The organism is Nitrospirillum bahiense (genome assembly GCF_007828025.1).
Lineage (GTDB): Bacteria > Pseudomonadota > Alphaproteobacteria > Azospirillales > Azospirillaceae > Nitrospirillum > Nitrospirillum amazonense.
This window is the reverse complement of record NZ_VITO01000033.1, coordinates 26,503-52,090: the sequence shown is the minus strand read 5'-3', so window position 1 is coordinate 52,090 and position 25,588 is coordinate 26,503. Positions and strand designations below refer to the sequence as shown.

Here is a 25,588-nt window from a genome sequence, read left to right as displayed (position 1 = left end):
GCGCGAGTTCTATAATAAAGTCGCTTTCGATAGCGACGCGAATGTCCGGTCGAATGTCATCAACGTGTCGGCGCGCGCTGCATCGGCTTCCGCCAAGATGACACCATCGGCAAAATCACCACCTTGGCTCAGCAATGAGAGGCCGGTTTCCAATGCAGGTCGGTTCACCTGGACGTTCCTAGCCTCGGTCACCGTCCGTAGGGCTGCTGCGATTTCGTGATCGCCATACCGATAAAGCCGTCTCAAAACCCATACCGTCTCGCACAATACCTGTAGGGGAATGATCAGTGTTTCCGCACCTTCGATGGCGACTGCCGCCTTTTGGGCCTGCGCCTCGTCATCCCAGGTCAGATAGCGGACCAGCACATTGGTATCGATAGCGACCTTCACGCCTTGGCGCTCATGCTTTGACGGCGCGACCGGCCTCCGCCTCGATCGCCTCCTGCATTTCCTCCAGCGAAATCACGCGCTGTCCTGGCCGTTGGAGCATGCCGCGTGCACGGACAATACTGGGACGTAACGCGGCCGGCTGAAGTTCAATACGTCCGTTAGGCAGAAAAACGACGCCGACCTTTTGGCCGGGGCCGAGGCCGAGATGGTCAAGCACAGCCTGTTTCAGCGTGACTTGGCCCTTGGCGGTAATGGTCAGTTCCAATGCCATGGCACCCATCATCAGTAAGGCTACAGCTACCTTACATTAGTCTCTCTGTAGACTTTGACAAGGGCCCCCTACCACCGCAATGCCATCCGCCCCGCCACGGCGCCCACCGCCGCCATGATGGCGATGGCGGCGCTGTACCACAGCAGCACGAAGGTGCCGGCGTCGTTCTCGCAGGCCAGGGCGTAGGCCATCGCGCCCAGAGCCCCGGCCAGGCCACCAGCCACGGCGGCGGCGCGCACCGGCTCCGTGGGCGCGCCGTGGCGCAACAGCAGGATCAGGGCGGCCAGGGCCGGCAGGGAGGCCGCGATGATGATGCTCATGCACGTCACCACGGAATAGGTGTGCAGGCCCAGGTAGGAGAGGCCGGAGCGGTCGGTGGCTGCCCGGAAAGTCATGATCAGGAAACCGGGCAGCAAAGGGGCCAGGCGCGGTAGTCCCCGACCCGGCGCCGCCGACCGCAGCACCAGCCAGGCGCCGGCCAGTGCCAAGGCGCCGGTGCCGGCCACCTTGAACAGGAAGGGCGCCTGCGTCGCCGCCGTGCCAATGTCCGGCCGCACCCCCGCCAAGGCCAGAACCACGGCGATGGCGATGGCCAGCGACAGGGTCAGCGCCAGGACCAGCACGGCGGGGAAGGCCTCCATGCGCAAGCCGGAACGGCGCCCCGCCTGCCCCGACAGTTGCGCGATCAAGGTCTCGGTCGAGCGGTTCATGGCTTCCTCCCTCTCTCATTCCCAGCGGGCGGATCGGCGGCGTTCCACAGGGCCTTCAGGGCGCGGTGGAACAGCACGCGGACGGAGCCTTCGCTGAGGTCCAGCCGCCGGGCCGTGGCCTGGGGTGAGAGCCCCTCCACGGCCAGGGCCCGTACCACGCCGCGCTGGCCGGCCGGCAACTGGGCGATGTGACGATCCACGTCCACCAGGGCGCGCTCCCGCTCCTCCTCCGGCGCCGCCAGGGCGTCGGCCAGGTCGTCGATGGTGAGGTCGGCGGTGCCCGACGCCTCCCGCCGCAGCTTGCGGGCAGCGTCCAGGAACTTGTAGCGGGCGATGCCGTGCAGCCAGGGCATGAGGGGCCGGCCAGGGTCCCAGGTGTGCCGCTTGGTATGCAGGCCGATCAGGATTTCCTGCACGATGTCTTCCGTCTCCGCCGTGCCCAGGCCGAAGCGGCCCAGGCGGTTATGGACCACCCGCCGGAACAGCGTCGCCGCCTCGGCCAGGAAGCGCTGATAGGCGGCGGCATCGCCACGCCGTTCCGCGCGCATCGCCGCCGCCCACCGGTCTTCCAACGGGTCCATATCCATCCTTCGCCAGCGGGGGCCAGGTTGTTACGCGGCGGCTCGAAAAAAGATTCTCAAAAAATTTCGCGGGCGCTGTTACGCCCAGGGCCGGGCCGCCGAAGACAGGAAAGAAGCCGCTGCGCTTCCCCTCCCTGTCCGATCCCATGCTAGGAGACCCGCCATGTTTCGCAAGCTGTCCTTTGTTGCCGCCCTCGCCCTGACCGCGGCCACCGTCGCCCTGCCCGCGGCCGCCGCCACGACCCCGGCAGCCCCGGCCCCGGTCCATAACGTCGTGCTGGTGCACGGCGCCTGGGCCGATGGATCCAGTTGGAATGAGGTCATCAAGATCCTGCAGGCGAAGGGACTACATGTCACGGCCGTGCAGAACCCGCTGACCTCATTAGCTGAGTCGGATGCCGCCACCCGCGCCGTACTGGCGCAACAGGACGGTCCGACCGTGCTGGTGGCCCATTCCTGGGGCGGCACGGTGATCAGCGACGTGGGCACCGACCCCAAGGTCACGGCCCTGGTCTATGTCGCCGCCCGGGCCCCGGACGCGAACGAGGATTTCGTGGCCCTGTCGGCCAAGTTCCCCACCATGCCCGTGCGGGCGGAGGTGCAGAACCATGACGGCATGACCGTCATCTCGGAGAAGGGCTTCCTGGACTACTTCGCCAACGGTGTCGCCCCGGCGCAGGCCAAGGCGCTGTACGCCGAACAGGGCCCGACGGCCGCCAGCATCTTCGCCGGTCGCACCACTGCCGCCGCCTGGCATGACAAGCCCAGCTACTATGCCGTGTCCAAGCAGGACCTGACCATCTCTCCCGACCTGGAGCGTTTCCTGGCCAAGCGCATGAACGCGGACACCATCGAGGTCGATGGCGGCCATCTGACCCTGGTGTCGCACGCGCAGGAAATCGCCGGCCTGATCCTGAAGGCGGCCGGCCAGAGCTGAGACATGGACGCCGCGAGGCTAGCGGCTGTGATGCCCCGGCGCATCCGGCCGCTTCCTCGGGGACTCACGTTCTTCTTCCCGCTTGTCCACCGCCGGGGCGCCTTCAGGCTGAGGCACCTCGTGCGGGATGGGCGGGAAGATGTCCGGCGTGGGGGAGCGCGCCTCTTCGATCGCCTCCACCACCTCTTCCAGGATGATGTTGCCCAGGATACTGCCGGTATCGGCGTCCTTGTCCGTCTTCTTGCTCATCACCGTTCCTCCTCAAGGGGACACCCTTGACATAAGGATGGGCGTCCCGGGGTTCAAAGGGGCTGAGCTGGGTCAGCCTTCCTTCTTTTTCCCCTGCCCAATGCGGGGTTCCGTCCCTGCCAGCAGACGGCGGATGTTGGCGTGGTGGCGAATCCACACCAGCACGGCGATGGCCAGCGCCAGGGCGGCTTCCGCCCCGCCGGCGCCGAAGTCGGCGGCGTCCGGCCACACCGCCGGCAGGAACCAGGCGACCAGCGGCGCCAAGGCCAAGGCCACCAAGGCGGAAAGGGAGGAGATGCGGAACAGGACGGCCATCAGCAACCAGGTCAGGCAGGCGATGACGCCCACCGGCCAGCAGGTGGCCAGCAGCACGCCCAGGGCGGTCGCGACCCCCTTGCCGCCCTTGAAGCCCAGCCACACCGGGAAGGTGTGGCCCAGCATGGCCCCACCGCCCGCCACCAGGGCGGCCAAGTGCGGCGCGTCGGGCGACGGCAGGAAGCTCATGGCCAGGCAGTGGGCGATGCCCACGGCGATGGCGCCCTTGCCGCTGTCCAGCACCAGGGTGGCGGCGGCCAAGGGCTTGTTGCCCGTGCGCAGAACGTTGGTGGCGCCGATGTTGCCGGAGCCGATCTTGCGGATGTCGCCATAGCCGCCGAGATAGGCCAGCACCAGGCCGAAGGGGATGGAGCCCAGCAGATAGCCGCCAGCCAGCGCCAGCAGCAAGGGCATCAGGGGCAGCGCCGCCGTGTCCATGGGCATCAGGCCGCCAGGTTGAAGACGGTGCGGCCGTCCACCAGGGTGCGCAGCACGCGGCCCTGCACCGGGTGCTTGTCGAAGCAGCTGTTCTTGGATTTGCTGTGCAACGCCTCCGCATCCACGCGCCAGGGCCGTTCGGCATCGAAGATGACCAGATCGGCGGCGGCACCGGTGCGCAGGCGGCCCAGATTCAGGCCCAGCACGGCGGCCGGCTTGATCGTGACGGTGGCCAGGGCGTCCAGCAGGCTCAAGTGTCCCTTGTGCACCAGATCCAGCGTCAGGGGCAGCAGCGTCTCCAGGCCCACCGAACCGAAAGCCGCCTGGGCAAAGGGCACACGCTTGGCGTCCTGGTTCCAGGGCAGATGGTCGCTGGTGATGCAGTCGATGGTGCCGTCGGCCAGCCCTTCCACGATCGCCTGGCGGTCGTCCTCGGTACGCAGCGGCGGCGACAGCTTGAAGAAGGTGCGGTAGTCGCCGACGTCCCGCTCCGTCAGGGTGAAGTACGGCGGGGCGGTGTCGCAGGTGACCTTCAGGCCCTTGCGCTTGGCGGCACGGATGACGGCCACGGATTCGGCGGTGGAAATGTCTGCGGCGTGGTAGCGGCCGCCCGTGGCCTCCACCAGGCGCAGGTCACGCTCCAGCATGATGACCTCGGCCACGGCGGGAATGCCGGACAGGCCCAGCCGGGTGGCGATCTCGCCCGAATTCATGGCACCGGTGGCCAGCCGCGGTTCCTGCGGGTGCTGCAGGATGGGGCGGCCCCAGATGCTGGCGTAGGCCAGCGCCCGCTGCATGACCAGGGCGTCGGCCACCGCCTTGCCGCCGTCGGTGAAGCCCACGGCACCGGCCTCGGCCAGCAGGCCCATCTCCGTCAGTTCCTTGCCGCCCAGGTCGCGGGTGACGCCGGCATAGGCGAAAACCTTCACCAGCTTCACTTCCCGCGCGCGGCGGGCGATGAATTCCAGGCCCGCCACATCGTCGATGACCGGGTCGGTGTCGGGCAGGCAGGCCAGGGCGGTGACGCCGCCGGCCGCCGCCGCCTGGCTGGCGGTCTTCAGCGTCTCATTATCCTCGTGCCCCGGCTCACCCACCTGGGCGCGCAGGTCGACCAGGCCGGGGGCGACGCAGGCGCCTTCCGCGTCGATGATCTCGATACCCTCCGGCACACCATCCCGGAACAGGCCGGGGCCGTGGTCGGCGATCTTGCCCCCGTCGATCAGCAGGGAACCGCGCTGGTCCAGGCGGCTGTCCGGATCCAGCAGGCGGGCGTTCAGGATGGCGGTGCGGGCGTGTGTGGCCATGGGGATGGTCCCGGAAGGTCGAGAGGCGGTGAGGCGGGGCGGAGACGGGGGACGCGTCAGGCCGGGTCGTTGCGGCCATGCCGGGTCAGGAGATCCAGGCAGGCCATGCGCACGGCCACCCCCAGCTCCACCTGTTGCAGGATGACGCTGCGGTTGATGTCGTCGGCCACCAGGCTGTCGATCTCCACGCCGCGGTTCATCGGACCGGGATGCATGATCAGGGCATCCGGCTTGGCCGCCGCCAGCTTCTCATAATCCAGGCCGAAGAAGCGGTAGTACTCCCGCACCGAGGGCACGAACTGGCCCTGCATGCGCTCCAGTTGCAGGCGCAGCATCATGACGATGTCGGCGTCCTTCAGGCCGGTGGCCATGTCGTGGTGCACCTCCACGCTCAATTCGCCGATGGCGCGGGGCAGCAGGGTGGGCGGCGCCACCACGCGCACGCGGGCCCCCATGATGTTCAGGAGCTGTATGTTGGACCGCGCGACGCGGCTGTGCAGGATGTCGCCGCAGATGGTCACCGTCAGGCCATCCAGCCGCCCCTTGTTGCGGCGGATGGTCAGCGCGTCCAGCAGCGCTTGGGTCGGATGCTCGTGCGCGCCGTCGCCGCCGGAGATAACGGCACAGTTCACCTTGTCGGCCAGCAGCTTCACCGCGCCCGACTCCGGATGGCGCACCACCAGCACGTCCAGGTGCATGGCGTTCAGCGTGGTGGCGGTGTCCAGCAGGGTCTCGCCCTTCTTCACGCTGGAGCCGTCGACCGACATATTGATGGCGTCGCCCCCCAGCCGCTTGGCCGCCAGCTCGAAGCTGGTGCGGGTGCGGGTGGAGTTCTCGAAGAACAGGTTCACCACGGTCTTGCCGCGCAGCACGTCCGACTTCTTGTTGGGGCTGCGGTTCTGTTCGACGTAGGTGTCGGCCAGATCCAGGATGGTGTTGATCTGGGCCTGGCTCAGGCCTTCGATGCCAAGCAGGTGCCGGTGCGGAAAGCGCATGGGATCCCTAGGGCGGTCAGAGGGGGACGGATACGCCCCCCGTACGGGTGGCGCCGCCGTATCGGGGCCGGACTATGGCCCCGCCGCCGCCCGCAGGCAAGAACGGGATGGCTGCCCGGCGGCGGACGCGGGGCGCGACCGCGTGGCGGCTTGGCCATTGTCTTTGATCACCGGCCCGTTCGTCCACATGAGGCGTCCCTTCCCCTATGGAAAATGATGAATTGTGACGAATAGTTATATTGGATTTGATGTAATTATTGCCGTCGACACTAAAAATGGAGCAAACGCATGCCCCACTCGCCTCGCCCCTCCAGTTAGTACTTTACTAGTACTCAATTGGATTTATGCTGATCGACGGGAACAGGATGGCAGCCCTGCTCCGCCCCTTCTCATCGGCCGTCCAATTCGGGTGACGGACCGCATTACGGCTTTCAGGACGACCATATGCCGCTTGCAGTCCACGATGCGTCGCCAGGCGCCGACCCCATGGCTTCGCCGCCGCCCCCCGCCCTGTCCCGGGTTATGCCGCTGCGCCCGCTCACGCTGGAGCCGCCCCGCGCCGACGGCATCTCCCACGCCGCCGCCGATCGTCCCGTTCGTGACACCGCGGCCTGGTCGGATGAAACCGACGCCTTGCATCTACTGCCGCTGCACCTGCTGCCCTTGACCGTCAGCGGGTTGAAGCGCGCGCGCCTGGTGAAGACGGCGCGGCTGGAAACGATGGTGGAACTCTTCCGCGACGCCCGCGCCGGCACCGGCCTGATCCAGATCGAGGGCCTGGGGCGGGAGTTCGCGGCCGACAAGATGTCGCTGGATCGCGACATGGCCCTGCTGCTGAAGCTGGGCGCCGTAGCGTCGTTCGATGTCTATTCCCTGCGCATCGAGCTGCGAGCCCTGGGCATCGCGGTCGATGAGCACCAGCATTTGGTGCTGTCCCCGGAAAAGCAGGAAGAGCTGACCCAATACATGCAGGGATTCACCCGCCCCCTGCTGCGCCGCGTCTATGGCGAGCAGGCGGCGCGAGTGGAGAACATGGGCGACCTGACCGCCCTGCTCTCCAGCCCCGACCGGGCGGAGACGCTGGCCAACCTGCGCCACATCGCCGGGCGGCTGGGCCTGAAGCTGACCGAGATTCCCGAATTCCTTGCGCAGTATGGCGACATCTTCCTGTCGGTCGCCTATTTCCGCAGCTGCCGCGACGGCGCCCATGCCCTGCTGGAGGAGTTCGGCCGCTGGCTGGTGGATCTGAAACGCGCGCCCCTGGTGCAAAGCGACAGCGCCGCCCAGCGCCTGATCACCACGGTGGATACCAGCCTGGACATCATCATGGCCCAGCTGGAGGGATGCTTCCGCAGCTTCGACCGCATGACGCGACAGCTGTGGGACGACCTGTCCGCCGAAGGCTTCCAGGCCATGCGGCGTGAGATCGAGGCACATCACACCAGCGTCGGCGCCCTATGCTGCGGCCTGGCGGTGAAACTGGGCGGCTGGAAGCGCGCCTTCCCCACCGCCGGCCGGGGCGCCCCGGGGCAGAAGCTGGACTGGCTGCGGCAGGAAATGGTGCCGGGCCTGGCCCAGCTGGTGGAAACCGGCCTGGCCGCCAACGGCCGGCGTGTGCCCGTGGCGGCTCAGGCCCGCCCGGCCTGAGGTCAGGCCGGGTCACGACGCTGCGCCGTCCCTCAAACCGGGTCCGGCACCTTGGTCCGCAGGGTCACATACTCCTCCGCCGCCGTCGGGTGCAGGCCGATGGTGCTGTCGAACACGGCCTTGGTGGCGCCGGCGTTCATGGCCACGGCCACGCCCTGGATCATCTCCGGCGTATCGTCGCCCACCAGGTGGCAGCCCACCACCCGGTCGCTGGCGCGTTCCACCACCAGCTTCATCAGCATGCGCTGGTCCCGGCCGGAGATGGTGTGCTTCATGGGCTTGAAGTTGGTGCGGTAGATGTCCACCGCCGGATAGACGGCGCGGGCCTGTTCCTCCGTCATGCCGCAAGTGGCGACAGGGGGGATGGAGAAAACGGCGGTCGGGATGTTGTGGTAGTTCACGCTGCGCGGCTTGTTGCCGTACAGGGTGTCGGCCAGCACATGACCCTCCGCCGTGGCGACTGGCGTCAGGTTCACGCGGTCGGTCACGTCGCCCAGGGCATAGATGTTGGGCACGGTGGTGCGATACTGGTCGTCCACCTTGATGGCACCGCGCTCGTTCAGTTCCACGCCCACGCGCTCCAAGCCCAGGCCGCGCACATTGGGACGGCGTCCGGTGGCGTAAAGCACGGCGTCCAGTTCCAGGGTGGTGCCATCCGACAAGGTGGCGACCAGGCAGCGGCCTGCCTTCTCCAGGCGCTCGATGGTGGTGCCGGGGCGCAGATCGACGCCGGCCTTGACCATCTCCGCGCCGAGGAAATCCCGCACATCCTCGTCAAAGCCGCGCAGCAGCTTGTCGCCCCGATAGATTTGCGTGGTGCGGGACCCCAGACCGTTGAACACGCCAGCGAATTCCGTGGCGATATAGCCCGCGCCGACGATGGCGATGTGCTCGGGGCGCTTGTCCAGGTGGAACACCTCGTTGGAGGTGATGGCATAGTCGCGCACACCGGGCTTCTCCGGCAGCTCCGGCCAGCCGCCGGTGGCGATCAGGATGCGCTCCGCCGTGACGCGCTTGCCGCCCACGTCCACCGTGTGCTCATCCACGATGGTGGCGCGCGCCTCGAATATGGTGGCGCCGGAATTCTCCAGCAGGCGGCGGTAGATGCCATTCAGGCGGGTGATCTCCGCATCCTTGTTGGCGATCAGGCGTTGCCAGTCATGGTCCCGCACTTCGACGTCCCAGCCATAGCCGGCGGCATCCTGAAAACCGGCGGAGTACTGGGCGGCGTAGACCAGGAACTTCTTGGGCACGCAGCCGACATTCACGCAGGTGCCGCCCAGGTACCGTTCCTCCGCCACCGCCACGCGGGCGCCGTAACCGGCCGCGATTCGGCTGGCGCGCACCCCGCCGGAGCCGGCGCCGATGGTGAAAAGGTCGTAGTCATAGGCGGCCATGGCCGAATTCCCTGTGCTGGAAAGGGGGGATAGGACGAACGGGTGTGCCCAGATGTCGTATCTTTTCCCATTCCGCGCAAGGGATGGCGATGCGCTGGAATTGTGGCGCCGGACGCGTGCTACCCTCGGTTCCGAACCGGGCGGGTCCATCGTTGGCATGGGGGCCGCCGGCATCGGGAATGGGGGAATGGTGGCATGGTGCGCATGAAGGTCCGCGTCGCGGCGATCGCGATCATGGTGGCGGCTGGCCTGGGGGCGGGCGCCGCCCACGCCGAGATCAAGCTGGGGCTGGCCGGCCCGCTGACCGGTCCTAACGCCGTGGTGGGTGAGCAGATGCGCCGCGGCACGGAACAGGCAATCGCCGACATCAACGCCAAGGGCGGCGTGCTGGGCGAGAAGCTGGTGCTGTCCAAAGGCGACGACGCCAGCAATCCCAGCCAGGGGGTGTCCGTGGCCAACAAGCTGGTGACCGAGGGCGTGGTCGCCGTGTTCGGCCATTACAACTCCGCCGTCTCCATCGCCGCCGCCAAGGTCTATGCCGAGGAAGGCGTCATCCAGATCTCCCCCAACTCCACCAACCCGCGCCTGACGGAGATGGGCTACGCCACCACCTTCCGCACCTGCGGGCGTGACGACCAGCAGGGCCAGGTGGCGGCCGCCTACATCGCGCGCGTTTTCCCCAAGGCCCGCATCGCCATCGTCCAGGACCAGACGACCTACGGCAAGGGCCTGGCCGATGCCACGCGCGACGCCTTGAACAAGCTGGGCAAGAAGGAAGTGCTGTATGAGGCGGTGACCGTGGGCGACCGCGACATGTCCGCCATCATCACCCGCATGAAAGACGCCCAGATCGACGTGGTGTTCTTCGGCGGCGTCCACACCGAGGGGGGCCTGCTGGTGCGCCAGATGGCCGACAAGGGCCTGAAGGCCCAGTTCGTGGGCGGCGACGGCATCATCTCCAACGAGTTCTGGGGCATCACCGGGCCCAGCGGCAACGGCGTGCTGAACACCTTCGGCCCTGATTACCGGCTGCGGCCCCAAGCCGCCGACGTGGTGAAGAAGTTCCGCGATGGCGGATACGAGCCCGAGGCCTACACCCTTTATTCCTACGCCGCCGTGCAGGCCTGGGCACAGGCCGCGACGGAGGCGAAGACCACCGATCCCACCAAGGTGGCGGCCGTCCTGCACAAATCCACCTTCCAGACTGTGATCGGCCCCCTGGCCTTCGATGCAAAAGGAGATCGCACCACTGCTGATTACACAGTTTACCAGTGGCGCGATGGATCCTATACCGAGGTCAAGTAGTGTGAATTAGCTTTCCCTCGGTTCAGGAATCACAGTTCGATGCGTGTCCCTTCCTTCGTGCGTGCCGCCGTCTTCGCCCTGCCCCTGCTGTCGATCAGCCTTCCCGCCCTGGCGGATATCAAGATCGGTGTCGGCGTCCCCTTGAGCGGCCGCCTGGCCGCCGTGGGTACCCAGCTGCGCCGGGGCGCGGACCAGGCCGTGGCCGACATCAACGCCAAGGGCGGCGTGCTGGGCCAGAAGCTGGTGGTGGATGCGGTGGATGACGGGGGGGAGCCGACGCAGTCGGTCGCCGCCGCCAACCGCCTGGTGACGGACCGCGTCGCCATGGTCATGGGCCACATGACCACCGGCACCACCATGCCGGCCGCCCAGGTCTATGCCGATGAGGGCGTCATCGTCATCACCCCCAGCTCCACCAGTCCGGAGCTGACGGCCCAGGGGTGGGACACCCTGTTCCGCACCTGCGGCCGCGACGACCAGCAAGGCCAAGTCATCGGCGCCTATCTCGCCGAGCATTACAAGGGCGGCAAGATCGCCATCGTCGATGACCAGACCACCTACGGAAAGGGCCTGGCCGACGCCGTGCGCGCCACGCTGAAGGCCAAGGGTGTGGCCGTGGCCCTGAACGGCACCCTGACGGCCGGCGAGAAAGACTTCAGCAGCATGGTCACCCGCCTGAAGTCGGCGGACGTGGACGCTGTGTTCTACGGTGGCCTGTATCCCGAGGCCGGGTTGCTGGTGCGCCAGTCGCGCACCGCCGGCCTGAAGGCGGCTTTCCTGGCCGGCGACACCCTGGCCAGCGATGAATTCTGGACCACCGCCGGTGCCATGGGCGAAGGGGTCATGATGGCCTACAACGCCGATGTGCGGCAAAGCCCGGCCGCCAAGGAGGCGCTGGACAGTTTCCGCAAGAACGGTGGGGAGCCCAACATCTTCTCGCTCTACTCCTACGCCGCCGTCCAGGTCTGGGCCCAGGCCGCCGCCAAGGCGGGCAGCGCCGATCCCAAGAAGGTGGCGGCCGTCCTGCACAGCGGCCAGGAGTTCATGACCGCCGTCGGTCCCGTCTCCTACGACGCCAAGGGCGACCGCAAGCAGAACGACTACGTCATCTACGCCTGGCACAACGGCGCCTACGCCCCGCTGGCCAAGCCGTAAATCCAGCGCAGAAAGCCAGGGTGGACAACATGGAGTCTGTTGCCCTTGTCGATGCGGATGGAACCGTCACGGTAAGCGGCACACTGGATCCCGTGCCGTGGTGGAGCGTCACCAAAACCGTCCTGGCGATTGCGGCATTGCGCCTGGTTGAGGATGGCTCGCTTTCCTTGAATGGAAAAGTCGCCGGAGAGCCGTACACATTGGCGCACCTCCTGCGGCACGAGGCCGGGCTTCCCGACTATGGTGGTCTGGCCCGTTATCATGAGGATGTCCAGGCCGGCAAATCGCCATGGCCGGTCGGGCGCCTACTCCAGGCCCTCGATGTGAAGCGACCACGCTACCAACCTGGAAACGGCTGGGCATATTCGAACATCGGCTATCTTAAGGTACGGCAATTGATTGAGGAGGCTACCGGCCTATCTCTGGCCGACGCCCTCGATCGTCTGGTGTTCACGCCGGCGGGATTGACGACGGCGCGGTTGGCCACCCAACCGGCGGATCTGCACGACGTTGAGATGGGGCCCGCCAGGGCGGATTATCATCCGGGTTGGGTCTATCATGGCCTCGTCACTGGAACCGTCGCGGATGCGGCCAGACTGCTGAAGGGTTTAGCGGCGGGCGGCCTGCTGCGACCCGCAACATTTGCGTCGATGCTTGACCATCGCGCCCTTCCGGAACACCGGAATGAGATTTTCAAGGACCCGGCGTACGGGCTCGGCCTCATGTTGACCGCGGGTACGCCGCTGGACCACCCCATAGGACACCGGGGGGCCGGTCCCGGCAGCACTGTCGCGGCCTACGCCTACGGTCAAAGGGCGTGCGCCATCTGGCATGCATCGACCCAGAATCCCGACTTGGTGGTCGATATGGTCTTCCGGCGCCTGACACAGGGATAAAAGGTTCCCCGGCCGGTTTGGCCGACTGAACCGGGACGGGTGGGGCTCAGTCAGCCGCCACCGGCAACCCCAGCGCGTGCCGCACCTTGCCCTCCGCCGTGGTGGGCGGTTCGAAGGGGTTGATGGTGCTTCTAAGGTGGCCGTTGGGGTCCATCAGGAAAATGGCCGCGTTGTGGTCCATGCCGTAGTCCGCCGGGTGGGCGTCGGGGGCCAAGGGCGTGCCGTCGGTCGAGACCTTGCGGTATTCCACCTTGTAGCTGGCGGCGGCTTGGGCGATCTGCTCGGCTGTGCCGGTCAAGGCCGCGATGTGCGGGTTGAAATTGGCCATGTAGTCCTTCAGCACCGCCGTGGTGTCACGCGCCGGATCGACGGTGATGAACAGGCCCTGGACCCGGTCGGCATCCGGCCCCAGGCCATCCAGGATGACGCTCATGGACGCCAGGCCCGTGGGGCAGACGTCGGGGCAGTTGGTGTAGCCGAACATGACCATCAGGATTTTGCCGGCATAGGTCCTGTCCGTGACCGCCCTGCCGTCCTGGTCGGTCAGGGCGAAGGGGCCGCCGATGGCGGCCAGACTGGTCACACCGTCCGGCTTGGGCGTCGTCAGCGGCCGGCCGATGACGCCCCAGGCACCGATGGCGACGGCCCCCAGCACCAGGACGGGGCCCGCCCAACGCAGGACGGCGAAGCGGCGGGACGGTTCGGTCGGGCGGGACATGGCAGGCTCAAGGCAACCCAGGGGCCGCGCCATTTGGAACCCGGCCGGGCGCCAGGTCAAGGTTCTCCGCCTTTCCCGCGCCACCGTTGCGCCCTTTACAAGGTCGATCCACCCGACTATCCCCAACGGCGCACGTTGAGAAAGGACACGCGAATGGCCAAGGATTACATGCCGCCGTCGGACTTCCTGCGGGATCTGATCGACGAGGATGTGGAGATCGAGGCGGACGACACGGCCACGGTCAAGCGCCTGCTGTCCTTCTTCAAGGACCCCGATGCCGCCAACCGCGACTGGGCGGTTTTCCTCCTGGGCCAGTCGGAGGTGGACACCAAGGCCGTCCGCGACGCCCTGGTCCAGGCGCTGGACGATGAGGACGACAGCGTGCGTGCCGAGGCGCTGGTGGCCTTGGCCCAGCGCGATGGCGACCTTGCCCGCCCCCACGTGCTGGAGGCGCTGAGCGCCGAGGGCGTCTACCCCACCGTGTTCGAGGCGGCGGCGCTGTGCGCCCATCCAGACCTGATCAAGCCCCTGCGCGGCTGGCTGAAGGCCACCGGCGACAAGGAGGTGGACCAGATGGTGGCGGAAGCCGTGGCGGCCTGCGAGGCGAGCGCGAAGTAAGGAGGGGCGCGCCGAGCAGGGGCTCAGGCGGTCTCGACGACGAACATCGTCGCCTGCTGGGCCTCCCGGCGTTCCGCCTTGATGGGGGCGTAAGCCTCGGACTCGTAGAACGCCAGCGCCTGGGCCAGCGTCGGAAACTCCAGCACGCCCGCCATCGGCAGCGGCATGTTATCGCCTTCCAGCACCTGCGCGACACGACCGAAGTACAGGATCCGTCCGCCAGCCTCCTGCAAGGCGGTCTGGAAGCGGGGGGCGAGAGCCGCCTGCTTGGCGGGATCGATGATCCGTAAATTGATATGCACGTAGGCGGGCATGGCGTGTCTCCTAATGATGCATATACATTATATGGCGATGCGCGATTGTACAGGGGTCATTGGGGATGAGCGACATCGACCGGGACACCTTCCGGACCATCGCGGCGGAATGTCCGGGCTTCCAGGCGCGGGCGACGGCGCGGGCGATCACGCGCTATCACAACGCCTGCTTCAGGCCCCTGGGGCTGACGGCCGAGCAATTCAGCCTGATGCTGGGAATCGGCGCCGCCGAGGGCGTCCCATTGGTTGAACTCGCGCTCAGCGCGGGGGTCGATACGACAACCCTCAGCCGGAATATCCAGAACCTGGAAAAGCGGGGCTGGGTCTGCGCCGATGGCGGGCGCGGCCGTGCGGGAAAGCGCCTCAGCCTGACGGCCCTGGGACATCATCTGCTGGCGGAGGCCATTCCGGTATGGCGGCAGGCCCAAGAGCAGCTGTCGCGGCGCCTGGGCAATGACCACCTTCAATTGGTGAGGCGGGCGATGGTGGAACTGGCCGTTGCCGCGGAGCCCTTATCGCCCGACGCTCCCGAGGGCGCTGAACAGCCCGTGTCCTAATCCTCCGCGCTGTCCTCCACCGCCCGGGGCAGCGCCGCGTCGTCGCCCCGCGAGAACAGGGTGGTGATGGCGGGGCGGGCGTCCAGCAGGCCCGCGGCGCGCAGATCGTCCACGCCCGGCAGGTCGCGCAACGATTCCAAACCGAAATGATCCAGGAAGGCCGGCGTTGTCAGCCAAGTGAGCGGCCGGCCCGGCGTCTCGCGTCGGCGGCCGGGCTTGATCCAGCCCGCTTCCATCAGGATGTCCAGCGTGCCCTTGCTGGTGGCCACGCCACGGATACTTTCGATCTCGGCCCGCGTCACCGGCTGGTGGTAGGCTATGATGGACAGCGTTTCCACCGCGGCGCGGGACAGGCGGGAGGTCACCTCCGTCTCCCGCTGCAGCAGGGGCGCCAGATCCGGCGCCGTACGGAAGGCCCAGCGGCCGGCCGCCGCCACCAGATGCACACCGCGATGGCTGTAATGGACCTGCAATTCGTCCAGGATGCCGCGCAGGTCGGCGCCCTCGCCCAGCCGGGCGGCCAGGGCGGCCTCCTCCACCGGCTCGGCCGAGGCGAACAGCACCGCCTCAACCAGGCGCACCTGTTCGGCGCGGCGGTCGAAGCCCTCTTCCAACTCGGCGGGCGCCTCTGTGACGGTTTCGGCGGTCATGGCTCTTTATCCGGGATCGGCGGTGCGGCGGGCGTATCGGTGCGGCGAACGTACAGGGGGCCGAAGGTTCCATCCTGCCGCACCTCCAGCTGGCCGGCCTTGGCCAGCTCCAAGGTGGCGACGAAGGTCGCCGCCAGGGCGGACCGGGCCTTCAGCTTGTCCTCCCGGCTGGTGCCGCCGCCGCGCCAGTCCGGCGGCAGGAAACGGTCCAGGCGGGTCCAGTCCGGCAGGCGGCCCAGCATGGCCTCCACCCGGCGGATGGCGTCCTCGATGGTGAACAGGTCCACCGGCGGCAGGTGCAGCGGACCGGTCTTCTGCTGCCGGCGCTTGATGTCGCCATAGGCCCGCAGCAGGTCGTAGAGCGTCACTTCGGTGACCCGGCGTTCGAACACCGGCAGATCTTCGGGTGCGCCCCGGGGAAAGATGTCGCGGCCCAGGCGCGGCCGGGCCATCAGGCGGGCGGCCGCGTTCTGCATGGCCTCCAGACGCTGCAGCTGGAAGGCCAGGGCCTGCGCCAGCTCCTCACCCGTCGGCTCCTCCGTCTCGGGCGTGGGCAGCAGCAGGCGGGATTTGAGATAGGCCAGCCAGGCGGCGGTCACCAGATAATCGGCCGCCACCTCCAGCCGCAGGCGCCGCGCCTCCTCCACGAAGGCCAGGTACTGTTCGGCCAGGGCCAGGATGGAGATGCGGGTGAGGTCGACCTTCTGGTCGCGCGCCAGGGTCAGCAGCAGGTCGATGGGGCCTTCGAATTCCCCGAGGTCGACCAGCAGCGCGGGCTCCCCCTCCCCCACCGGTTCAAGGGCGGGGGCGGCGCTCCAATCCTCATCCGGGCCCCGCGCATCGGCCATCAGCTCAGTCCCGTCACCGTGGCGATCACGTTCCACAAGCCGCTGGTCGGCCACCGCACCAGCCACATATAAGGGTCGTAGGCCGACAGGCCCATCTTACTGAAAAGATAGGGCAGCAGGAAAAAGATCGTCAGCAGGATCATGTTGCCCCGCACCTCCTGCGCCGCAAACCACTGCGCCTGGCGATAGGGCAGAATCTGCTCGATGACCTTGCCACCGTCCAGCGACGGGAAGGGCAGCATGTTCAGCACGCCCAGCATCAGGTTGATCTGGATGCCCGCCACGAAGTTCTGCCCCACCCAGTCCGCCACCGAGGCCGGCAGCAGGAAGAGGGTGTGCAGCAGCAGGGCGAAGACGATGGCCAGCAGGAAGTTCATGCCGGGCCCGGACAGCGCCACCAGCGCCATGTCGCGGCGCGGGCGGCGCAGCCGGCTCTGGGTGATGGGCGCAGGCTTGGCCCAGCCGAAGACGAAGCCGGTGAACAGGAACAGCGTCGCCGGCATCAGGATCGTGCCGATGGGGTCGATGTGCTTGCCCGGGTTGAAGCTGACCCGCCCTTGGGAATAGGCGGTGTCGTCGCCCAGCTTCCACGCCACCCAGGCGTGGGCTGCCTCATGCAGGGTGATGGCCAGCACCATGGGGATGGCCATCACGGAAAGGCGGACGATCAATTCCTGAATCGAGGTGTCCAAAGGGGTCAGTCCCAGTTGCCGGCAAGGTCGGTAAGGCGCGCGCGCCAGGCGGCGACGGTGGCCGCGTCGGCGGCGGTCGATGCCGGTCGGCGGGCCTGGGCCCGGGCCCAGCGTTCCTGCGCCTGTTGCGACAGGCGGGGCACCACGGCGGCCACGGCGGCCATTTCCTCCACCGTGCCGTTGCAGTGCAGGGCCACGTCGCAGCAGCCATCGGCCACCACGGCGGCCGCACGCTCCGCCACCGTGCCCGACAGGGCCTGCATGTCCAGGTCGTCGCTGAACAGCAGGCCGTCGAAGCCGATCAGCCCGCGCACGATCTTGGTGATGACCAGTGCCGAGGTGCTGGAGGGATGCTGGGCATCCACCGCGGTGAACAGGATGTGGGCCACCATGCCCGCGGGCAGGTCGGCCATGGCCTTGAAGGGGGCGAAGTCCACCGCCTCCAGCGTCGCCAGGTCCGCCGTCACCGTCGGCAGCTCCTTATGGCTGTCGGCCGTGGCGCGGCCGTGGCCGGGCAGATGCTTCACGATGGGCAGCACGCCGCCGGCCAGCAGGCCGTCCGCCTGCGCGCCCGCCAGCAGGGCCACCCGGGCCGGGTCGCGACTGAAGGCGCGGTCGCCGATGACGTCATGGGCGCCCGCCTGCGGCACATCGGCCACCGGGGCGCAGTCCATATCGATGCCTAGCGGCGCCAGGGTGGCGGCCAGCAGGCGGCCGTGCAGCCAGGCCGCCTCCTTGGCCAGGTCATCGTCGGCGATGGCGCCGATGCGGCCGGCCGGCGGCAGGGACGGCCAGTGCGGCGGGCGCAGGCGGGCCACGCGCCCGCCCTCCTGGTCGATCATGATGGGCGCATCAGGCCGGCCCACGCTGTCACGCAGGGCCGCCGTCAGGGCCATCACCTGTTCCGGCGTATCGCAATTGCGCTTGAACAGGATGAAGCCCAGGGGATTGGCCGCCGCGAACAGCGCCCGCTCCGCCTCGGTCAGGACGGGACCGGTGCAGCCGAAGATGACGGCCGCTGGAACGTTGGGGGTGGTCATCGCAGGCAACGCCTTAATGTACGGGGATGCAGCCGTCCTTGGCCGCCTTCACCGCCTCGCAGATGCGCTTGGCCTGGGCCTCGTCGATGGGGCCCGCCTGGACGCGGTAATAGATGCCCTTGGCGCCCAGATCGGCCTTGACCAGGCGCAGGCTGAGCCCGCCCAGGACGCTGGCATGCTTGCGCTGGATGCGCTGCATCTCGGCTTCCGCCTGCGGTTCCGACGGAATGGAGGCGAACTGTAGTTTCACCGACCCGCCGCCAGTGGTGGCGGGTGCGGCGGCGGCCGGTGCCACGGGTTTTTCCACCGGCTTGGGTGCCGGCGTGACCGGGGCGGCGGCGACAGGCTTAGGCGCGGCCGGCTGCGGGGCCGGCGTCACCGGCTTCGCGGCGGTGGTGCCGGCCGCCGTCGGGGGCAGCACGGTGGGCGGCAGGACGGTCGGGGCCGCCGGCTGGGCGGCCGGGGCTTGCGCCGGCGCCTGGGCAGGAGCTTGGGCAGCGGCCTGGGGCGCCTGCTGTGGCGCTGACTGCTGGACTGCGGCCGGCGGCGGGGCCGTAGGCCGTTCCATGGGCGCTTCCGGCGGCGGCAGCAGGCGCTCAACGCCCGGATCCGTCTTGGTGTCGGCGCGCAGGCGATCGTAGATCAGCCTATCCTGGTTGGGCACGTCCATCCCGCCCGGCGTTTCCGGCTTCACCTTCGTCGGCCCGGGATCGGCGTGGATGATGGGGGCCACCGCCTCCGTCCCCGCCCGCTGGCCCTGGGTGTAGACGAAGTAGATCAGCCCGCCGAAGCTGCCGACGGCGACCACCACCACGCCCAGGCTCAGCAGCCCGCGCCGGCGGGGCGCCGGCTGGCGCCGCCCCTGCCAGTCATAGCCGGGATCGTAGTCGTAGTCGGGGTCGCCGTGATGGTCGTGCATGTCGCTCATGGGATCAGCGCAACTCCTCGGCCGGCACCACGCCCATGATGGCGAGGCCGGACGCGATGACCAGGGATACCGCCGTCACCAGAGCCAGGCGGGCCCGGGTCAGGGCGTCGTCCCCCTCGATGATGAAGCGCAGGGTGGCGTCGTCCTTGCCCTGGTTCCAGAACCCGTGGAAGGCGGCGGCCAGATCCTGCAGGTAGTAGGCGACGCGGTGCGGCTCATGCGCCTCCGCCGCCGACTCCACCGTGCGTGGCCAGTTCAGCATCAGGCGGATGAGATCGACCTCGGCCGTGGACGCCAGGCCGTCGAAAGACACGGCCGACAGCGCTTCACGCGACAGATCCCAGTCGGCGTGCAGACTGGCGGCCTGGCGCAGGACGGAGCGGCAGCGGGCGTGGGCGTATTGCACGTAGAAGACGGGGTTGTCCTTGGACTGCTCCGTCACCTTGGCGTAGTCGAACTCCAGCGTCTGGTCGTTGCGGCGCGTCAGCATGATAAAGCGCACGACGTCGCGGCCCACGGCGTCCATGACGTCACGCAGGGTAACGAAGGTGCCGGCGCGCTTGGACATCTTCACCGGCTCGCCGTTCTGCAGCAGGTGCACCAGTTGGCACAGCTTCACATCCAGCGCGGCCTTGCCGTCGGAGATGGCCTTGGTCGCCGCCGCCATGCGCTTCACATAGCCGCCATGGTCGGCACCCCACACGTCGATCAGCACGGGGCAGCCGCGCCGGTATTTGTCGTAGTGATAGGCGATGTCGTTGGCGAAATAGGTCCAGGACCCGTCGGACTTCTTCAGCGGGCGGTCGACGTCGTCGCCGAACTGGGTGGCCTTGAACAGGGTCTGGGGCCGCGGCTCCCAGTCATCGGGCTTCTTGCCCTTGGGCGGCTCCAGCACACCGACATAGATCAGGCCGGCATCCTCCAGGGCCTTGAACGCCTGGTCCACCGCCCCGTTGTCCACCAGCGCGCGCTCGCTGCTGAACAGGTCATGGTGGATGTTCAGGGAGGCCAAATCCTCCTTGATGCCGGCCATCATCTGGTCGATGGCGAAGGCGCGCACCGGGGCCAGCCACTCCTCCTCCGGCAGGTCGCGCCACTTGGCACCGTCCCGTGCGGCCAGGGCCTGGCCCACGTCCTTCAGGTACTCGCCCGGGTACATGCCGGCCGGGATCTCGATACCCGTCTCGCCCAGCGCCTCACGGTAGCGCAGGTGGGTGGAGCGGGCCAGGACATCCACCTGGGCGCCGGCGTCGTTGATGTAGTACTCGCGCGTGACGTCGTAGCCGGCCTTTTCCAGCAGGGCGGCCAGCGCGTCACCCACCACCGCGCCACGGGCGTGCGCCGCGTGCAGCGGGCCGGTGGGGTTGGCGGAGACGTATTCCACGTTCACACGGGTGCCGTTGCCGATGGTGCTGGCGCCGAAGCCCACGCCGGCGGTCAGGACGTCGGCCAGGCGGGCGCGCCAATAGCTGGGCGCCACGCGAAGGTTGACGAAGCCGGGACCGGCGATGGAGACCTCGGTCACGTCCGGCAGGGCCCGCAGGTGCGGGGCCAAGGCCTCGGCGATGGCGCGCGGCGGCTTGCCGGCAGGCTTGGCCAGCACCATGGCGGCGTTGGTGGAGATGTCGCCATGCGCCGCCTCGCGCGGCGGCTCCACCGTCACGCGGGAGAGGTCCAGCCCGGCGGGAATGCCGCCGTCAGCCGCCAGGGCCTCCAGCGCGCGGCGGACCAGGGCTTCGAATTCCTTGTAAACGTTCATGGCGATAGAACCGGCACAATCCAAAAGAGTCGCATTCGCCGGCCCATGGTGACCGGCGGCGGCGCACCTTACAAGGTTCCTGCGGTGCAGGTCACGGGCGGAGTTGGGAAGGCTGGTGTCCAAAGCTGCCGCAGCCCGCTGCTTCCAGCACTCAGGCCATGGGATCGGCCCCGAAGCGGTTGGCGCCGCGCTTGCCTGGCAGGAAGCCCACTTGGGCGGCTACCCAGTATTCCCCCAGGATGGGGATGACGCCCAACAGGATGAACCAGCCGCTGAAGCCCCGGTCATGCAGCCGCTTCACCTGCACGGCGATGCCCGTCCAGAGCGAAATGATGAACATCAGAACCAGCGTCCAGCCGGCCACGGCGTTGTGGCCGGTGGAATCGGCCGTCAGGCTGCTGGCGATCACGACCAGCAGAATCATGCTCAACAGCGGAAGGGTGTATTTCAGCCAGTACTCCCGCCGACTGACCCTCCCTTGGATCGAGAACAGGAACCAGAGCCAACTGAAGGCGGGGCGCGGCTGAAAGGATATGACGCTCAGATCCGCTCCGCCGCCCAGGATCTCGACGGCCATGCCCGCGACCGGTAGACCGGTGCCCCGCCACTGCGCGGCGGTGAAGAAATGGGACAAACCCTCCACGTCCACGGCCTCACCCGCACCGGCGACCTCGTCAAACGCGACAACCGTTCCCCGCATCCCGTTCCCCACCCCACATGCGCAACAGCCTCAATCTTGTGGGGTGTCAGGAATTTTGCAACCTCAAGACGCCGGTGCCTCACCCCGCGATCAGCTGCGCCTGGCGGATGGCGAAGCGGTCGGTCATGCCGGCGACGTAGTCCAGCAGGCCGCGCACCCAGCCCGCGCGCTCATAGGGCAGCTGGCGCGACTCCGGCATGGTTTCCAGCAGGGAGGCCCAGCGGCGGGGCAGCTTGGCCCCGGGGCCCAGCTTCTCCCGGTCCAGCAGCGCCTCGCCATAGGCGTCCAGCAGGGTGGTGATGGTGCGGGCGGCGATGATGTCGGTCTCGCAGCGCTGCTGGCCGCGGTAGATGCGCTCGTGGCTCACCTGCTCGATCCTGCGCAAGGCGGGCGCACGGGCCGACAGGGTCAGCAGGGGGTGGCAGAACTCCCCGGCCATCAATTGCGGCAAGCGCTCCAGGAAAATTTCCGCCGCATCGCGCACCAGCCGGTCGATGGCCTGGGCGCGCAAGAAGATCAGCTTGCGGTCCTCATCCTCCAGCGTCTTGTAGTCCGCCTCCCAGTCCTTGCCCGTGGCCGTGTCAGGCTTGTCGTCGCGGATAAAGGCTAGCAACAGGTCCTCGGCATGCTCGAAGCTCAGCATGCGCATCTTGGCCGCGTCCTCGATGTCCACCACGTGGTAGCAGGCGTCGTCCGCCGCCTCTACCAGGTAAGCCAGCGGGTGGCGGCACCAGGCGCCCGGCCCCTTTTCCACCAGGCCCACCTCCGTCGCCACCTCGGCGAACACATCCTGCTCGCATCCGAAGAAGCCGTACTTGCGCTTGTGCGGGCGCTTGAGGGGACCGTTCGGCACCTCCACCCCCCAGGGGTATTTGGCCCCGGCGCCCAACGTCGCCGCCGTCAGCTGCAGGCCGCCCACGCCGCGCCATCCCTGCAGCCGGGTCAGCACGCGGAAGCCCTGGGCGTTCGCCTCGAACTTGCACAGCTCCGCCTGCTCGACATCGCTCAGGCCCGCGCGTATGCGCTGGCCGATGGCGCTGTCGGCGAACCAGTCGGAGATCACATCCTCGCCCGTGTGGGCGAAGCAGGGGGTGCCGACGTCATGGGCCAGCGAGGCGGCGGCCACCACATGGCCGATGTCCGCCGGCGTCGCCTTCACCTCATAGTCGACGCTGCGCAGGATGGCGGGCCCCACCCACATGCCCAGCGAGCGTCCCACCCGCGCCGCCTCCATGGAGTGCGTCAGGCGGGAACGGACGTAGTCCGACCCGCCGATGCCGTGCACCTGCTGCTTGTCCGCCAGGCGGCGGAAGCTGGTGGTGAAGGTGATGCGGTCGATGTCGATCTCATAGGCGCTGCGGTGCGGCAATTCCGGATCGGCCGTCGTCTTGGCCAGCCGCTTGCGCGACAGCAGACTGTTCCAGTTCATCATCGCCGCATACCTCATGCCAGATCCGTGCGGGCGCCGAATGGTTCCTGGTCCTTTGACGGAACCGTTTGGAGCGCCTACATACTATGGGCGTTACAGAGGAACGCCGCCCCTGTCCAGTCGCCTTTTCAAGCGCTACGTGGGGCTGAGCCTGGCGTTCCGCAACTGGAAAGACATCCGTCGATGACCATCACCGACATCGCCGCCGATACCGCCCCCCCTCCCCCGCGTGCCATGAGCCTGAGCGCCAGCGCCGCCAAGCGCGTGCGCAAGCTGGCGGAAATGGAGGGCGGGCCTGACATCATGATGCGCCTGTCCGTGTCCGGCGGCGGCTGCTCCGGCTTCCAGTACGGCTTCAGCTTCGACGCCACCACCAACGAGGACGACCACGTGTTCGAGCGCGACGGCGCCCGGCTGGTGGTGGACGATACCTCGCTGGACCTGCTGGCTGGCGCCGAGGTGGACTTCGTCGAGGAATTGGCCGGATCCTACTTCAAGGTCAATAACCCCAACGCCAGCTCCTCCTGCGGCTGCGGGCAGAGTTTTTCTCTGTAAGGTTTCCCTCAGGCGCCGGCGTCCGCCGGCTTGGCTTGTCCTCGATTTCCGGTCCGCCTTCGGCTCCCCAAAAATCTCCGGCGGACGCGGTCGCGTCCTATAGCGGCATTGGCGTGCCGGCTGATTACTGAGACTTCTCGCCTTGGGCTTGGCTTCACTCTAAGGTGCGCGCGAACCGCCGCCTGATGAGAGCCTTCCCATGCGCATCGCCACCTGGAACGTGAACTCGGTCAAAGCCCGCTTGGGGAACGTTACCGAGTGGCTGGACAGCGCCAAGCCGGACGTCGTGCTGTTCCAGGAAATCAAGTGCGAGACGGCCGCCTTCCCCCTGCAGGCCTTCCAGGATCTGGGCTACCACTGCGCCGTGGTGGGGCAGAAGGCCTACAACGGCGTGGCGCTGCTGTCGCGGGAAGAGCCGACGGACATCATCACCCGCTTGCCGGGCGAGCCGGAGGATGAGCAGGCCCGTTATGTCGAGGCCACGGTCGGCGGAATCCGCATCGCCAGCCTGTACCTGCCCAACGGCAGCCCGGTGGGCACGGAGAAATATCCCTACAAACTGCGCTGGATGGACCGGCTGAAGGCCCATGCCGCCAGCCTGCTGGCCCAGGAAATCCCTTTCGTGCTGGGCGGCGACTACAACGTCATCCCCGAGGCGCGCGACGTCTACGACCCCGCCGCCTGGATCACCGATGCCCTGTTCCGGCCCGAGACCCGCGCCAAGTTCCGCGAGATCACCCACCTGGGCTTGGTCGAGGCCTTCCGCGCGGTGCATCCCGACGCCGATCGCGCCTTCACCTTCTGGGACTACCAGGCCGGCGCCTGGCCGCGCGACAACGGCCTGCGCATCGACCATTTCCTGCTGTCCCCCCAGGCCGCCGACCGCCTGGTGGGCTGCGCCATCGACAAGGGCCCGCGCGGCAAGGAAAAGGCGTCTGACCATACGCCGGTGGTGCTGGAACTGGCGGCTTGAGTCTTTAAGGACGCCCTCAAACGCCGGGCGGCCGCAGTCGCGGCCTGCAAAGGCATGAGTATCCTTGGCATTACCCTTCCCGCTTGCCGGTCAGCAGTTCCACGGGGCCGCTGAAGGGATAGAGGAATTGCTGGACGAAGCCGCCAGGGATGGGCTTCACCGTGCCGTACTTCTCCGGCCAGCGGTCCTTGGGCTGATGATAGGTGCGGAACACCAAGTCCCAGAAAGGGGTGTGGGCGCAGTAGTTGCGGTCCAGCGCCTCCACGTCCGAGGCATGGTGCCAATGGTGGAACTGCGGCGTCACGATGACGTAGCGCAGCCAGCCCAGATCCATGGCGATGTTGGAATGGATCAGCACCGCCTGGATGGACACGAAGATCAGATAGGCAAACACCGTGTCCTGCGGAAAGCCCAGCAGGAAGATGGGCACCAGGATCAGCGACCGGGTGATCAGCACCTCCAGCACATGCAGGCGGGAGCCGGACAGCCAATCCATATGCTGGGGCGAGTGGTGGACGGCATGAAGGCGCCACAGCCAGGGGATCTCGTGATAGGCGCGGTGGCTGGCATACTCCACGGCATCGGCCGCCAGGATGACCAGCAGGAAGCGCACAAATCCGGGCAGCGCCGCGACCTGCGCCTGCAGCCAGCCATTGACAGCCCAACCGAAGACATCATGGGCGAAATGGTTGGAGGTCAGCAGAAAGGCGCCAATCAGCAAATGGTTCACGGTGAAGTAGCTGAGATCCAGCCGCCAACCCTCGCGCAGCACGGGCTGGCCTGGGGCCACGCGGGGCAGCAGGCGTTCCAACAGGATGAAGGCGCTGCCGGTGAAGAACAGGTCCAACACCAGCCAGTCCAGCCCCACCCAGGTTCGGGCCTGGTCGAAATCCTCATACGGCACATAGGGCCCGCCCAGCAGTAGGGCCAACACCACGCCGCTGATGCCGATGACGCCCGCGCGCCGGCGCCGGTTCAGGACACACGCCCCCAGCCCCAGGAACACCCCCACGCCCATAGACAGCGCCAGAATCAGGCGCAACAGGTCCATGTCGTAATGCGGTCGCAGTTCCGGCGTGGTCAGCCAGGCGGGATACCGTAGGCACAGCACCGCGCCAATGCTGAGCAGGCCGATGGCTAGCGAAATCGTGCCCGCGGCTTGGCTGGACATCAGCCGGTGCCAGAGCCCGGACGATGGCGCGGCAGGGACGGTTGTT

General features: G+C 67.7%; 29 protein-coding genes. 9 read left to right on the top strand and 20 right to left on the bottom strand.

The window, feature by feature from the left end:
• Window positions 1-9: 9 nt before the first annotated feature.
• The 4 genes from FBZ88_RS28890 to FBZ88_RS28875 all read right to left on the bottom strand — a co-directional run bounded on the left by FBZ88_RS28890 (window position 10) and on the right by FBZ88_RS28875 (window position 1,952).
• Window positions 10-390: a type II toxin-antitoxin system VapC family toxin gene (locus FBZ88_RS28890; RefSeq protein WP_145620441.1), complete on the bottom strand. Its 381-nt coding sequence runs from the start codon at window positions 388-390 to the stop codon at window positions 10-12.
• A 10-nt stretch (window positions 391-400) separates the two neighbouring features.
• A complete protein-coding gene (locus FBZ88_RS28885; RefSeq protein WP_211102842.1) occupies window positions 401-661 on the bottom strand; it encodes an AbrB/MazE/SpoVT family DNA-binding domain-containing protein in 261 nt (86 codons plus the stop codon).
• Window positions 662-729: 68 nt separating this feature from the next.
• Window positions 730-1,371, bottom strand: coding sequence for an NrsF family protein (locus tag FBZ88_RS28880; protein ID WP_145620439.1), 642 nt, complete (start codon window positions 1,369-1,371; stop codon window positions 730-732).
• On the bottom strand, window positions 1,368-1,952 hold the full coding sequence (locus FBZ88_RS28875) for a sigma-70 family RNA polymerase sigma factor (protein WP_145620438.1): 585 nt from the start codon (window positions 1,950-1,952) through the stop codon (window positions 1,368-1,370). The genes FBZ88_RS28880 and FBZ88_RS28875 overlap by 4 nt, the downstream gene beginning before the upstream one ends.
• 163 nt (window positions 1,953-2,115) lie before the next feature.
• Here FBZ88_RS28875 and FBZ88_RS28870 point away from each other — a divergent pair, with 163 nt between their 5' ends.
• Window positions 2,116-2,889 (top strand): alpha/beta hydrolase, encoded by a 774-nt coding sequence (locus FBZ88_RS28870; protein WP_145620437.1) that lies wholly within the window; start codon window positions 2,116-2,118, stop codon window positions 2,887-2,889.
• Window positions 2,890-2,907: 18 nt separating this feature from the next.
• Here FBZ88_RS28870 and FBZ88_RS28865 read toward each other — a convergent pair whose 3' ends face one another.
• The 4 genes from FBZ88_RS28865 to FBZ88_RS28850 form a co-directional block, all read right to left on the bottom strand.
• Window positions 2,908-3,138 (bottom strand): hypothetical protein, encoded by a 231-nt coding sequence (locus FBZ88_RS28865; RefSeq protein ID WP_145620435.1) that lies wholly within the window; start codon window positions 3,136-3,138, stop codon window positions 2,908-2,910.
• Between the two features lie 72 nt (window positions 3,139-3,210).
• The gene (gene plsY / locus FBZ88_RS28860) at window positions 3,211-3,897 is read right to left on the bottom strand and encodes a glycerol-3-phosphate 1-O-acyltransferase PlsY (RefSeq protein ID WP_246138905.1); all 687 of its coding nucleotides are present in this window, start codon (window positions 3,895-3,897) and stop codon (window positions 3,211-3,213) included.
• Entirely contained in the window at window positions 3,897-5,195 is a 1,299-nt protein-coding gene (gene pyrC, locus FBZ88_RS28855) for a dihydroorotase (RefSeq protein WP_145620434.1), read from the bottom strand. Before pyrC ends, plsY begins: the two co-directional genes overlap by 1 nt.
• A gap of 56 nt (window positions 5,196-5,251) precedes the next feature.
• Entirely contained in the window at window positions 5,252-6,190 is a 939-nt protein-coding gene (locus tag FBZ88_RS28850; protein WP_145609962.1) for an aspartate carbamoyltransferase catalytic subunit, read from the bottom strand.
• Between the two features lie 486 nt (window positions 6,191-6,676).
• On the opposite strand from FBZ88_RS28850, the gene FBZ88_RS28845 reads away from it, so the two are divergent.
• On the top strand, window positions 6,677-7,837 hold the full coding sequence (locus FBZ88_RS28845) for a hypothetical protein (RefSeq protein WP_145620433.1): 1,161 nt from the start codon (window positions 6,677-6,679) through the stop codon (window positions 7,835-7,837).
• 32 nt (window positions 7,838-7,869) lie between these two features.
• On the opposite strand, the gene gor is transcribed toward FBZ88_RS28845, so the two are convergent.
• Complete coding sequence (gor, locus tag FBZ88_RS28840) at window positions 7,870-9,234, bottom strand: glutathione-disulfide reductase (protein WP_145620432.1); 1,365 nt, start codon at window positions 9,232-9,234, stop codon at window positions 7,870-7,872.
• A 195-nt stretch (window positions 9,235-9,429) separates the two neighbouring features.
• On the opposite strand from gor, the gene FBZ88_RS28835 reads away from it, so the two are divergent.
• From FBZ88_RS28835 to FBZ88_RS28825, 3 genes are read left to right on the top strand one after another with little or no spacing between them, the layout of a single operon-like run.
• Entirely contained in the window at window positions 9,430-10,539 is a 1,110-nt protein-coding gene (locus tag FBZ88_RS28835; RefSeq protein ID WP_145620431.1) for a branched-chain amino acid ABC transporter substrate-binding protein, read from the top strand.
• Window positions 10,540-10,578: 39 nt separating this feature from the next.
• Window positions 10,579-11,694, top strand: coding sequence for a branched-chain amino acid ABC transporter substrate-binding protein (locus tag FBZ88_RS28830; RefSeq protein ID WP_145620429.1), 1,116 nt, complete (start codon window positions 10,579-10,581; stop codon window positions 11,692-11,694).
• A gap of 29 nt (window positions 11,695-11,723) precedes the next feature.
• Window positions 11,724-12,590, top strand: coding sequence for a serine hydrolase domain-containing protein (locus FBZ88_RS28825; RefSeq protein WP_246138906.1), 867 nt, complete (start codon window positions 11,724-11,726; stop codon window positions 12,588-12,590).
• Window positions 12,591-12,636: 46 nt separating this feature from the next.
• Here FBZ88_RS28825 and FBZ88_RS28820 read toward each other — a convergent pair whose 3' ends face one another.
• Entirely contained in the window at window positions 12,637-13,308 is a 672-nt protein-coding gene (locus tag FBZ88_RS28820) for an SCO family protein (RefSeq protein WP_186464651.1), read from the bottom strand.
• A gap of 153 nt (window positions 13,309-13,461) precedes the next feature.
• Here FBZ88_RS28820 and FBZ88_RS28815 point away from each other — a divergent pair, with 153 nt between their 5' ends.
• Window positions 13,462-13,926, top strand: a complete 465-nt coding sequence (locus FBZ88_RS28815) for a HEAT repeat domain-containing protein (RefSeq protein WP_145620426.1) — start codon at window positions 13,462-13,464, stop codon at window positions 13,924-13,926.
• 23 nt (window positions 13,927-13,949) lie between these two features.
• Here FBZ88_RS28815 and FBZ88_RS28810 read toward each other — a convergent pair whose 3' ends face one another.
• The gene (locus FBZ88_RS28810; protein WP_145609954.1) at window positions 13,950-14,240 is read right to left on the bottom strand and encodes a DUF1330 domain-containing protein; all 291 of its coding nucleotides are present in this window, start codon (window positions 14,238-14,240) and stop codon (window positions 13,950-13,952) included.
• A gap of 65 nt (window positions 14,241-14,305) precedes the next feature.
• Between FBZ88_RS28810 and FBZ88_RS28805 the strand changes: the two genes are divergently transcribed.
• Window positions 14,306-14,797, top strand: a complete 492-nt coding sequence (locus FBZ88_RS28805) for a MarR family winged helix-turn-helix transcriptional regulator (RefSeq protein WP_186464650.1) — start codon at window positions 14,306-14,308, stop codon at window positions 14,795-14,797.
• On the opposite strand, the gene scpB is transcribed toward FBZ88_RS28805, so the two are convergent.
• From scpB to dgt, 8 genes are all read right to left on the bottom strand, one after another.
• Complete coding sequence (gene scpB / locus FBZ88_RS28800) at window positions 14,794-15,447, bottom strand: SMC-Scp complex subunit ScpB (protein ID WP_246138904.1); 654 nt, start codon at window positions 15,445-15,447, stop codon at window positions 14,794-14,796. The two genes, FBZ88_RS28805 and scpB, sit on opposite strands and share 4 nt — an antisense overlap.
• Window positions 15,444-16,295: a segregation and condensation protein A gene (locus tag FBZ88_RS28795; protein WP_145620423.1), complete on the bottom strand. Its 852-nt coding sequence runs from the start codon at window positions 16,293-16,295 to the stop codon at window positions 15,444-15,446. The genes scpB and FBZ88_RS28795 overlap by 4 nt, the downstream gene beginning before the upstream one ends.
• A complete protein-coding gene (locus FBZ88_RS28790) occupies window positions 16,295-16,987 on the bottom strand; it encodes a site-2 protease family protein (protein WP_145620422.1) in 693 nt (230 codons plus the stop codon). Before FBZ88_RS28790 ends, FBZ88_RS28795 begins: the two co-directional genes overlap by 1 nt.
• A 5-nt stretch (window positions 16,988-16,992) precedes the next feature.
• The gene (gene nagZ / locus FBZ88_RS28785) at window positions 16,993-18,027 is read right to left on the bottom strand and encodes a beta-N-acetylhexosaminidase (RefSeq protein WP_145620420.1); all 1,035 of its coding nucleotides are present in this window, start codon (window positions 18,025-18,027) and stop codon (window positions 16,993-16,995) included.
• 13 nt (window positions 18,028-18,040) lie between these two features.
• A complete protein-coding gene (locus tag FBZ88_RS28780) occupies window positions 18,041-18,955 on the bottom strand; it encodes an SPOR domain-containing protein (protein ID WP_145620419.1) in 915 nt (304 codons plus the stop codon).
• A gap of 4 nt (window positions 18,956-18,959) precedes the next feature.
• Window positions 18,960-20,714: an arginine--tRNA ligase gene (gene argS, locus FBZ88_RS28775; protein WP_145620417.1), complete on the bottom strand. Its 1,755-nt coding sequence runs from the start codon at window positions 20,712-20,714 to the stop codon at window positions 18,960-18,962.
• Between the two features lie 151 nt (window positions 20,715-20,865).
• Window positions 20,866-21,414 carry a DUF805 domain-containing protein gene (locus FBZ88_RS28770; protein WP_145620416.1) on the bottom strand — a complete coding sequence of 183 codons (549 nt, stop codon included), beginning with the start codon at window positions 21,412-21,414 and terminating at the stop codon, window positions 20,866-20,868.
• A 79-nt stretch (window positions 21,415-21,493) separates the two neighbouring features.
• Window positions 21,494-22,861 (bottom strand): dGTP triphosphohydrolase, encoded by a 1,368-nt coding sequence (gene dgt, locus FBZ88_RS28765; protein WP_145620414.1) that lies wholly within the window; start codon window positions 22,859-22,861, stop codon window positions 21,494-21,496.
• A gap of 165 nt (window positions 22,862-23,026) precedes the next feature.
• On the opposite strand from dgt, the gene erpA reads away from it, so the two are divergent.
• Window positions 23,027-23,398, top strand: coding sequence for an iron-sulfur cluster insertion protein ErpA (gene erpA / locus FBZ88_RS28760; RefSeq protein WP_145620412.1), 372 nt, complete (start codon window positions 23,027-23,029; stop codon window positions 23,396-23,398).
• Window positions 23,399-23,597: 199 nt separating this feature from the next.
• Window positions 23,598-24,371: an exodeoxyribonuclease III gene (gene xth, locus FBZ88_RS28755; RefSeq protein WP_145620410.1), complete on the top strand. Its 774-nt coding sequence runs from the start codon at window positions 23,598-23,600 to the stop codon at window positions 24,369-24,371.
• A gap of 70 nt (window positions 24,372-24,441) precedes the next feature.
• Here xth and FBZ88_RS28750 read toward each other — a convergent pair whose 3' ends face one another.
• Window positions 24,442-25,542 (bottom strand): sterol desaturase family protein, encoded by a 1,101-nt coding sequence (locus FBZ88_RS28750; RefSeq protein ID WP_145620455.1) that lies wholly within the window; start codon window positions 25,540-25,542, stop codon window positions 24,442-24,444.
• Window positions 25,543-25,588: the final 46 nt, after the last annotated feature.

Coding starts and splice junctions, on each gene's coding strand:
- FBZ88_RS28845 (WP_145620433.1), top strand. CDS start 6,677: ATGGCTTCGCCGCCGCCCCCCGCCCTGTCCCGGGTTATGCCGCTGCGC.
- FBZ88_RS28830 (WP_145620429.1), top strand. CDS start 10,579: ATGCGTGTCCCTTCCTTCGTGCGTGCCGCCGTCTTCGCCCTGCCCCTG.
- dgt (WP_145620414.1), bottom strand. CDS start 22,861: ATGAGGTATGCGGCGATGATGAACTGGAACAGTCTGCTGTCGCGCAAG.
- argS (WP_145620417.1), bottom strand. CDS start 20,714: ATGAACGTTTACAAGGAATTCGAAGCCCTGGTCCGCCGCGCGCTGGAG.
- FBZ88_RS28835 (WP_145620431.1), top strand. CDS start 9,430: ATGGTGCGCATGAAGGTCCGCGTCGCGGCGATCGCGATCATGGTGGCG.
- FBZ88_RS28820 (WP_186464651.1), bottom strand. CDS start 13,308: ATGTCCCGCCCGACCGAACCGTCCCGCCGCTTCGCCGTCCTGCGTTGG.
- FBZ88_RS28780 (WP_145620419.1), bottom strand. CDS start 18,955: ATGAGCGACATGCACGACCATCACGGCGACCCCGACTACGACTACGAT.
- plsY (WP_246138905.1), bottom strand. CDS start 3,897: ATGCCCATGGACACGGCGGCGCTGCCCCTGATGCCCTTGCTGCTGGCG.
- FBZ88_RS28810 (WP_145609954.1), bottom strand. CDS start 14,240: ATGCCCGCCTACGTGCATATCAATTTACGGATCATCGATCCCGCCAAG.
- FBZ88_RS28805 (WP_186464650.1), top strand. CDS start 14,306: ATGAGCGACATCGACCGGGACACCTTCCGGACCATCGCGGCGGAATGT.
- pyrC (WP_145620434.1), bottom strand. CDS start 5,195: ATGGCCACACACGCCCGCACCGCCATCCTGAACGCCCGCCTGCTGGAT.
- FBZ88_RS28770 (WP_145620416.1), bottom strand. CDS start 21,414: ATGCGGGGAACGGTTGTCGCGTTTGACGAGGTCGCCGGTGCGGGTGAG.
- FBZ88_RS28850 (WP_145609962.1), bottom strand. CDS start 6,190: ATGCGCTTTCCGCACCGGCACCTGCTTGGCATCGAAGGCCTGAGCCAG.
- FBZ88_RS28825 (WP_246138906.1), top strand. CDS start 11,724: ATGGAGTCTGTTGCCCTTGTCGATGCGGATGGAACCGTCACGGTAAGC.
- scpB (WP_246138904.1), bottom strand. CDS start 15,447: ATGACCGCCGAAACCGTCACAGAGGCGCCCGCCGAGTTGGAAGAGGGC.
- FBZ88_RS28875 (WP_145620438.1), bottom strand. CDS start 1,952: ATGGACCCGTTGGAAGACCGGTGGGCGGCGGCGATGCGCGCGGAACGG.
- xth (WP_145620410.1), top strand. CDS start 23,598: ATGCGCATCGCCACCTGGAACGTGAACTCGGTCAAAGCCCGCTTGGGG.
- FBZ88_RS28870 (WP_145620437.1), top strand. CDS start 2,116: ATGTTTCGCAAGCTGTCCTTTGTTGCCGCCCTCGCCCTGACCGCGGCC.
- FBZ88_RS28750 (WP_145620455.1), bottom strand. CDS start 25,542: ATGTCCAGCCAAGCCGCGGGCACGATTTCGCTAGCCATCGGCCTGCTC.
- FBZ88_RS28815 (WP_145620426.1), top strand. CDS start 13,462: ATGGCCAAGGATTACATGCCGCCGTCGGACTTCCTGCGGGATCTGATC.
- FBZ88_RS28885 (WP_211102842.1), bottom strand. CDS start 661: ATGGCATTGGAACTGACCATTACCGCCAAGGGCCAAGTCACGCTGAAA.
- gor (WP_145620432.1), bottom strand. CDS start 9,234: ATGGCCGCCTATGACTACGACCTTTTCACCATCGGCGCCGGCTCCGGC.
- nagZ (WP_145620420.1), bottom strand. CDS start 18,027: ATGACCACCCCCAACGTTCCAGCGGCCGTCATCTTCGGCTGCACCGGT.
- FBZ88_RS28795 (WP_145620423.1), bottom strand. CDS start 16,295: ATGGCCGATGCGCGGGGCCCGGATGAGGATTGGAGCGCCGCCCCCGCC.
- FBZ88_RS28880 (WP_145620439.1), bottom strand. CDS start 1,371: ATGAACCGCTCGACCGAGACCTTGATCGCGCAACTGTCGGGGCAGGCG.
- FBZ88_RS28865 (WP_145620435.1), bottom strand. CDS start 3,138: ATGAGCAAGAAGACGGACAAGGACGCCGATACCGGCAGTATCCTGGGC.
- erpA (WP_145620412.1), top strand. CDS start 23,027: ATGACCATCACCGACATCGCCGCCGATACCGCCCCCCCTCCCCCGCGT.